Source organism: Mesorhizobium sp. M0410, from assembly GCF_040321435.1.
GTDB lineage: Bacteria > Pseudomonadota > Alphaproteobacteria > Rhizobiales > Rhizobiaceae > Mesorhizobium.
In genome coordinates, this window is the sequence record NZ_JAMYRN010000055.1 from 1 (window position 1) to 6,869 (window position 6,869).

Below are 6,869 nucleotides of genomic sequence, written 5' to 3' on the forward strand. Positions count from 1 at the left end.
CGCATCGGAACCGCCAGCGGAAACGCATGCAGGTCGGCGAGCGGTATCGAATCTTCGAAAGGCGGTTCACCCCGCGGCACTACCAGGCAAAGTTCTTCCCGTGCCAGCACCGTCATTTGCCCCACACTCTCGGCAGTACGGTAAAGGACAGCCAGATTGAAGCGGCCAGCAGCCATCCACTCCTCGAGCGGTCCCGTCATGCCCTCGATCATCTTAAGTGAGATTCTCGGCAATTCGCTTCTTGCCGATTCAAGCAGGGGACCGCTAAGGACGCGAGCGGCTCCGGACGGAATGCCAATGGTCACCTCTCCGGAAGGAGCAGCCACCGAGTTGGTCAGTTCCGCCTCAGTGAGCTGAATTTCCTTCAGGATGTTCCGCGCGCGCTCAAGCAGCTTGTCCCCGGACGCCGTGACGCTGACACCGGTCCTATCGCGAACGAGCAGTTGGGTGCCGAATCCTTCCTCTAGTTGACGCACATGCAGGCTCAGAGCGCTTTGAGCAACGTTGAGGGTCGCAGCTGCCCTCGTGAAACTACCTGCTTCGACGACGCCGACAAAGTATCTTAACTGCCTGATGTCCACAATCAACAAATCCAACCGGGGCATGATCCCCAGTGCTTTCACATCTATCTCGAAACGAGATGGTAGGCAAGCCACAAAACTGTCGTACTATGGCTCGAAGACACTGTCCGGCAGCTGATTAAAGGCAGGTCAGTTATTGCTGGCGAGCGCTAGGATCTCGTGGGCGCGCCGCACTACTGGCGGATCAATCATCTTGCCATTCAACGAGAATGCAGACAGGCCACGCGTGGCGGCATCTTCCTCCGCCGCGAGGACACCCTGGGCCCACTCGATTTCCTGTGCGCTTGGCGAGAAAGCTTCATTGAATATGGTCACCTGTGTCGGATGGATCGCCAAAGCTCCGGCAAAGCCAAGGCGCCGCGCATGCACCGCGACTTCACGAAGCTTATGCGTGTCCGAGAACTCGCCGATGCTTCCTATGAAGCCCAGCGGCAGCAAGCCGGCCGCGCGGGCGGCAAACAGAACAGAAAGGTTCGGCGTCAAGAGAAGGTCGAATTCCGGGGCGCTGCCGACAGCGGCACTGAAGTCTTCAGGACCCAGCGCCATTGCGACCATCCTTGGATGCGCCGAAGCAATGGCCGCGACCCTTTGCAAGGCGCCCGGGGTCTCGATCTGGGCAAGGAACCGGATGCGTCCCAGCGGAAGATTTCTTTCTCGTTCAAGTTCTGAAACCGCATTCGCGATCTCTAAAACCCACTCTGCCGAATCCGTCTTCGGAAGAACAAGTGCGTCAACACCCGCCATCACGGCTGCATCGAGATCGGCCGCCAAGGCGCGCAAACCACGATTCACGCGGACCAAAACCCATTTGCCCTTGCGGCCCACCTTTGCCACGGATTCAGGAAGTTGCCGCCGTGACTCACACTTCTGATCCTGGGGAACGGAGTCCTCGAGGTCGAGTATGACGCCATCTGCACCGCGCTCATGGGCCGTCTCCACAAAGCGCGGAGCGTGAGCGGGAACGAAGAGCAGGGATCTCCAGCGGGGTAAAGACATCGCGCTTTCAACGGCTGGAACGGTATCCCTGATCATGGAGTCGCCTCTGCGGTCGATTTTAGCCAGTGCGGTGGCAGTGAGCTTGCTGGGCCGCCGTTGCACTGGGAGGGCAAGGAGCAGTCACGCTGTTTGTAACTCGCGAGCGCGCCCACCTTACCGATAAGAGGCGCGCTCACGCTGACGCGGCTCCTTCGCGCAAACGCCCCAGAACCTCTTCCCGGACAGTCTCCGTATGCGCGCCAAGAGCCGGAACTGGGCGCAGCGAGGGGCGCTCAGAGTTGAAGATCGCCGCCGGCGCTATTGTCTCTACAGTTCCTTCAGGTGTGCCAACCTCGACCCTGCGGACGTGGGGATGCTTTGAAATATCCGCCACTTCGTTCAGTCGGCCATATGCCAAACCAGCCGCCTCAAGCTCCTGCATTGCTTCGTGGCAGGACAGTTCGGAAAAGCGCCGTTCAATGATCTCATCAAGTTGCGCACGATGACCGAGGCGCTCCATGTTGTCGGCAAAACCAGGTGCGCGTGTGAGCTCGGGCTGCCTCAGGAACTTCCCGCAGAAGTTCACCCATTCCCGGTCATTCTGGACCGAGAAGATGACATCTTTGCCGTCGGCGCAACGATAGGCGCCATATGGCGCCAGTGACGGGTGTTTCACACCGGCGCGTACCGTCCGGTAGCTGCTGTAGTCGTGTTGCAGAACTGGTACGTTCATCCAGTCGGCGACGGCATCGAACAGGGACACCTGAATGCCTGTCCCCTCGCCGGTGACCTCGCGGTGATACAGCGCCTGAAGAATGGCGCTGTGTGCCGTCATACCTGCCGAGATGTCGCAAACCGACACCCCTACCCTAGCCGGTCCCTGTTGGGTACCGGTGATCGCGCACAAACCTGTTTCGGCCTGGACGATGAGATCATAAGCCTTCAAATGGGAATACGGCCCTTTCTCCCCGAAACCCGAGATATCGCAGGTGATCAGCCGCGGAAAACGCCGACGGAGATCCGCAGACGCGAAACCCAGTTTTTCGATACTGCCGGGCTTCAGATTTTGGATAAAGACGTCAGCATTGGCAATGAGCGTGTCGAGGACCTCGCGGTCCATCTCCAACCTCAGGTCCAGACAAACCGACTCCTTGCCCCGGTTGAGCCAGACGAAGTAAGCACTCTGTCCCCGCACCAACTTGTCGTACTTCCGGGCAAAATCCCCTTCGGGCCTCTCGATCTTGATCACCCGGGCGCCGGCGTCCGCAAGCCGAGACGATGCGTAAGGCGCAGCAACGGCCTGCTCCACGGCTACGACAGTGATCCCCTCAAGGCAATTCTGCATGCGACACCGTGCGTTTCATCCGACATTTTCGGCTTGAGCTCGACGACGGTTCAGCATCGCGAGCAATCGGTTCTGTTCGTTCCCAACAATTGAGAATGCCTCATCGACACCCATTCCGGGCTTTGCGAGCATCATGTCGGCCTGGGTCGCCACCGATACGTGGACAGAGGCTTGGGCGGAGAGATCAGTCTCGGTACAGCTTCCTCCGACATACGCTCCGACCTTGTTGGCCTTGCAAAGGAGAACGGCACGCGCTGTGTCGGCGATTGAGCCGACATCGGGGGTCTTGATTTGAACGAGATGCGTGGCCTTGGCTTCGGCAAATAGCCGAATATCCTCAAGCGTATTGCATCTCTCATCCACGACAATGCGCGCGCTGGAACCCCGGTTGTCCAAAATTGATACGATCTTGGCGTAGTTCTCAATTTGAGCTTGCGTAGAACCAAAATCCGCCGGGCACTCGACGTTGAGCGTGAAATCCGGAACGGTATCTGCAACCTTGCAGATAAAGTCGGCGATGCGTTGCGGCTCCAGGCCGATTTCCTGGCCGATCCAGCCATACACATCGAAATGCAGCACCGGATGATACCCCGGGCGGCCGATTTCGCGCGTACGCGTAGCAACCCACTTCACGAACCCCATGAAGGTCTGGCCGTCGACGCCGAATTTCTGCCGTGAGTTGATTAAGCCGTGGGGAAGCACATCCACCGCCTTTAGGATCATTTTGTCCACGTTGATTTCTCGAGCATCGCCGCTCTGGCAGTAAATCGGGACGCGGCACTTCGGTAGCGGCAGATCAAACTCCGCGCATATGATTTCGGCCATTGTCATGCGCTCAAGATGGGCCGCTGCACGAAGAAGAGCTTGGCTCACGCCATACTCAACAGCCATAGGTAACCGTTGATGTTCGAAGGGCTCGAAAACCTTTGCGCAGGCATCAAGATAGAGAGACGCATCGACATCGAGAAGCCGCGGCACCATAACCCGCGACGTCAAATCCGAGATTTGAGCAGTTTCGAACAAAGGGTCGCGTCCGCCGGCCCCAGAGTACTGAACACCCATCATGTCGCCCCATACAACGGTGCCGTCGGTGAGACTAAGCCCGATGCTGAGCGAAGATGCCGGAACGCGAATTGACGTGAACCCAGGCGTTATCGGCTCGCCCAGATAGATGAGACTATTCAGGGTTGCGCCACCCCTGATAGCGGCTTGGTCGTCATAGAAAAACGCGCCATTTCCCGGCGCGAGAACGACATCTTTGATTTGCACTTGATTTCGCTCGAGTTCGACCAGACTGCATTGACCAGCGGATCAGTTCGATCCACCTCCTACAACTATGCGTCATTTGACATTGCGTTAGCCAATATAATGTCCCGGACGGTCCCATCGCGTTTTCAGATGGCTGACTCCTATCATCTCGAAGCTTCGGGCCGTTGTAGTCTTGGCCACCTACGCAAGTTAAAACGCGAGGAGGTCGAACGATTCTTTCGAGAACTGCCGCCATGCCTGATTGGCCTTGAAGCTTGTCCCGGCGCACACTTCTGGGCGCGGCTGTTGCGGAGCATAGGCCATGATGTTCGCCTTATACCCGCGCAATACGTGCGACCCTACGTCAAGACGAACAAAAACGATGCAGCCGATGCTGAGGCGATCTCCGAAGCGGTTACGCGACCGACAATGCGTTTCGTCCCCATCGAGGAGGAGATGCAACAGATGGTGATTCACCGCGTTAGGGAGATGCTGGTCCGCCAGAGGACGCAACTAATCATGCAATTCGTGGGCACCTTGCCGAATTCGGCGTGATTGGCTCAACCGCGCGCACAATATCGGCCTGCTGACCGTTCTGATCGAGGACGAGACGGAGGCTCGAATTCCGTCCGTTGCGCGGCATGCGCTGCGTTATCTCATTGAGCAATTGAGGGAGGTGACGACCAAGCTCGTGAAGATCGACAGCGATCTGGCATCCGTCGCAAAAGAGTTCCGGCGCCTGTCGTCGATTGATGACCATTCCGGGAGTGGGCATCATCACCGCCAGCGCGCTGGTATCGTCAATGCGCGGTCCGGCCGACTTCAAGTCCGGGCGCCACTTCTCCGCCTGGCTGGGCTTAGTTCCGAAGCAACATTCCACAGGCGGCAAAGAGCAACTCGGCTCGATCAGCAAGCGGGACCGCCGTCCGGCCAACGTCGCAGTTGTGGCGATCGCCAACAAGACCGCCCGCATCGTTTGGGCATTGCTGCGGTTTGGCGGCACATACGGCGCCCCCGCTCAGAGGACAGCCTGACTAAAGAAGCAGTCTGGGGACGGGCTGAAGCGGTTGCGAGGACAAACAAGGGAGTGATGGCAGGACCGGGCTTACCGGGACCAGATAAACCCGTTGGGCGCATCGAACTCGAGTTCGCGCAACGTGATTGGGAGCTGGTTGGCGGATATACCATCAAGCCCGGTGACGCAGGGTGCGTCGCATCGAAGAGGCCGAATAGATGACTGCAGCCGCAGGTGTCGCGAGAACCACTTAAAAGTCCTTGCAAAGTCGGGGGCGTCCATAGATGTGCCCAGCAGAAGGCGAGCGTGACGCCGCTCTTGTCGGCGAGCACCCGATAGCCGCCATATCCGTCGACCTGCAGGATTCCGTCAAAGTATAGCGCGACAATCTGGGAGAGAGGCGCATTGCCTCGCCTGAACTGCTCCCTAAAAGGTGAGGCAATCGAGAACATCCGAGTGAGGCAACGGCATGGTTCTTTGGGAACACTCTTGGGCGAGGCAATACGCGCTCTCACTTTGATTGCCGCGCCGCATCAAAGCCCGTGAGATGGGCGATCGGACGCTCCGGTGCATAGAGATACGCCACGCCCGGCGGTCGCTCCCGTCCCATGGCCGGTCGTCACGCGCATAGGCCCAGAGTTGCCCGGTCTTTGTCCTGCCTCGGCCGGGATCGAGCACCGGCGCGGTCGTCTCGTCGGCGAAGAGTTTTGGCGAGGACTTCAATTTGCCAAGCAGCCGCTCGTGCACCGGGCGCAGGTGCCAGGCGGCGCGGCCGACCCAGTCGGCGAGCGTGGAGCGATCGAGATTGATGCCTTGCCGGGCATAGATCTGCGCCTGACGATAGAGCGGCAGGTGGTCAGCGTATTTGGAGACTAGAATCTGGGCGACCGTCGCTTCGGTCGGAAGACCACCCTCGATCAGCCGGGCCGGCGCGGCAGCCTGAACGACCACATCTTCACATGCCCGGCATGCATATTTGGGCCGCCGCACCACGATCACGCGCAGCTGCGCCGGAACGATGTCGAGCCGCTCGCTCACGTCCTCGCCGATCCGGTGCAGGCCATTGCGACAGCACGGGCAGGCATGGTCCTCGATGTCGACGACCATCTCCGTGCGCGGCAGGTGGGGTGGCAACGCACCGCGGTTCGCCCGGCGCTTCGTGGCCTTTGCTTGGCGCTCGGCGAGAGCAGATTGTTCCTTCGCTTCCTCGCCGGCGGCCTCGATCTGCTCGGCCTCTTCGAGCCCCAGCAGCAATTGATCCTCGGGGAGCGTTTCAGCACGACGGCCGAAGCGGTGGCGCTGCAATTCCTTGATGATCTGGATCAGCCGGGCGTTCTCGACGTCGCGCGCCAGGACCATCGCCTTCAGCGCGTCCGGATCGTCGGGAAGCTGGTCAGCAGTCATCGCCATGACAGGATCAGACCATATTCGCCGACAGCCCGCGACAGCGGAATCCGGCCTGATTCACTTGGTCGCGGATCAGCCCGCTTGCACCGGAACGCGGGTCCGGCGGGCTTCATGGACCCGCCGCCAGTCGAGGCCTTCCAGGAGTGCCTGCAACTGTGCCGCCGTCAGTCGCACGACACCATCGGTATGCCCGGCCAGCAGAACTTGCCATCCTCCAGCCGCTTGTACCTCACTTGGGAATGCAGACTCTACGAACGCAGTTACGCAATTAGTGCGGATCACGCATCCGTTTCATCCT

General features: G+C 59.5%; 7 protein-coding genes and 2 pseudogenes. 3 read left to right on the top strand and 6 right to left on the bottom strand.

The window, feature by feature from the left end; genetic code table 11:
* The 4 genes from NKI63_RS30375 to NKI63_RS30390 form a co-directional block, all read right to left on the bottom strand.
* Positions 1-581, bottom strand: a 581-nt coding sequence (locus NKI63_RS30375; RefSeq protein ID WP_352824108.1) for a LysR family transcriptional regulator, incomplete at its 3' end; no start/stop codon positions are given.
* Positions 582-710: 129 nt separating this feature from the next.
* The gene (locus tag NKI63_RS30380; protein ID WP_352824104.1) at positions 711-1,613 is read right to left on the bottom strand and encodes an HpcH/HpaI aldolase/citrate lyase family protein; all 903 of its coding nucleotides are present in this window, start codon (positions 1,611-1,613) and stop codon (positions 711-713) included.
* Between the two features lie 136 nt (positions 1,614-1,749).
* Complete coding sequence (locus NKI63_RS30385) at positions 1,750-2,901, bottom strand: CaiB/BaiF CoA transferase family protein (protein WP_352824105.1); 1,152 nt, start codon at positions 2,899-2,901, stop codon at positions 1,750-1,752.
* 15 nt (positions 2,902-2,916) lie between these two features.
* Entirely contained in the window at positions 2,917-4,170 is a 1,254-nt protein-coding gene (locus NKI63_RS30390) for a methylaspartate ammonia-lyase (protein WP_352824106.1), read from the bottom strand.
* A 129-nt stretch (positions 4,171-4,299) separates the two neighbouring features.
* On the opposite strand from NKI63_RS30390, the gene NKI63_RS30830 reads away from it, so the two are divergent.
* Together NKI63_RS30830 and NKI63_RS30835 are read left to right on the top strand one after the other, a co-directional pair.
* Positions 4,300-4,704: an IS110 family transposase gene (locus NKI63_RS30830; RefSeq protein ID WP_502900533.1), complete on the top strand. Its 405-nt coding sequence runs from the start codon at positions 4,300-4,302 to the stop codon at positions 4,702-4,704.
* 197 nt (positions 4,705-4,901) lie between these two features.
* Positions 4,902-5,183, top strand: coding sequence for a transposase (locus tag NKI63_RS30835; protein WP_502900534.1), 282 nt, complete (start codon positions 4,902-4,904; stop codon positions 5,181-5,183).
* Positions 5,184-5,445: 262 nt separating this feature from the next.
* Here the strand turns inward: NKI63_RS30835 and NKI63_RS30840 are convergent.
* Together NKI63_RS30840 and tnpC are read right to left on the bottom strand one after the other, a co-directional pair.
* Positions 5,446-5,535, bottom strand: a pseudogene (locus NKI63_RS30840) (IS66 family transposase); the annotation flags it as partial.
* A gap of 149 nt (positions 5,536-5,684) precedes the next feature.
* Positions 5,685-6,574, bottom strand: a pseudogene (gene tnpC, locus NKI63_RS30405) (IS66 family transposase); the annotation flags it as partial.
* A gap of 108 nt (positions 6,575-6,682) precedes the next feature.
* Between tnpC and NKI63_RS30410 the strand changes: the two are divergent.
* Positions 6,683-6,869, top strand: a 187-nt coding sequence (locus tag NKI63_RS30410; RefSeq protein ID WP_352824107.1) for a hypothetical protein, incomplete at its 3' end; no start/stop codon positions are given.

Excerpts from the sequence above, each read along its gene's own strand:
- NKI63_RS30380 (WP_352824104.1), bottom strand. The coding sequence starts at position 1,613 with ATGATCAGGGATACCGTTCCAGCCGTTGAAAGCGCGATGTCTTTACCC.
- NKI63_RS30835 (WP_502900534.1), top strand. The coding sequence starts at position 4,902 with ATGACCATTCCGGGAGTGGGCATCATCACCGCCAGCGCGCTGGTATCG.
- NKI63_RS30830 (WP_502900533.1), top strand. The coding sequence starts at position 4,300 with ATGGCTGACTCCTATCATCTCGAAGCTTCGGGCCGTTGTAGTCTTGGC.
- NKI63_RS30385 (WP_352824105.1), bottom strand. The coding sequence starts at position 2,901 with ATGCAGAATTGCCTTGAGGGGATCACTGTCGTAGCCGTGGAGCAGGCC.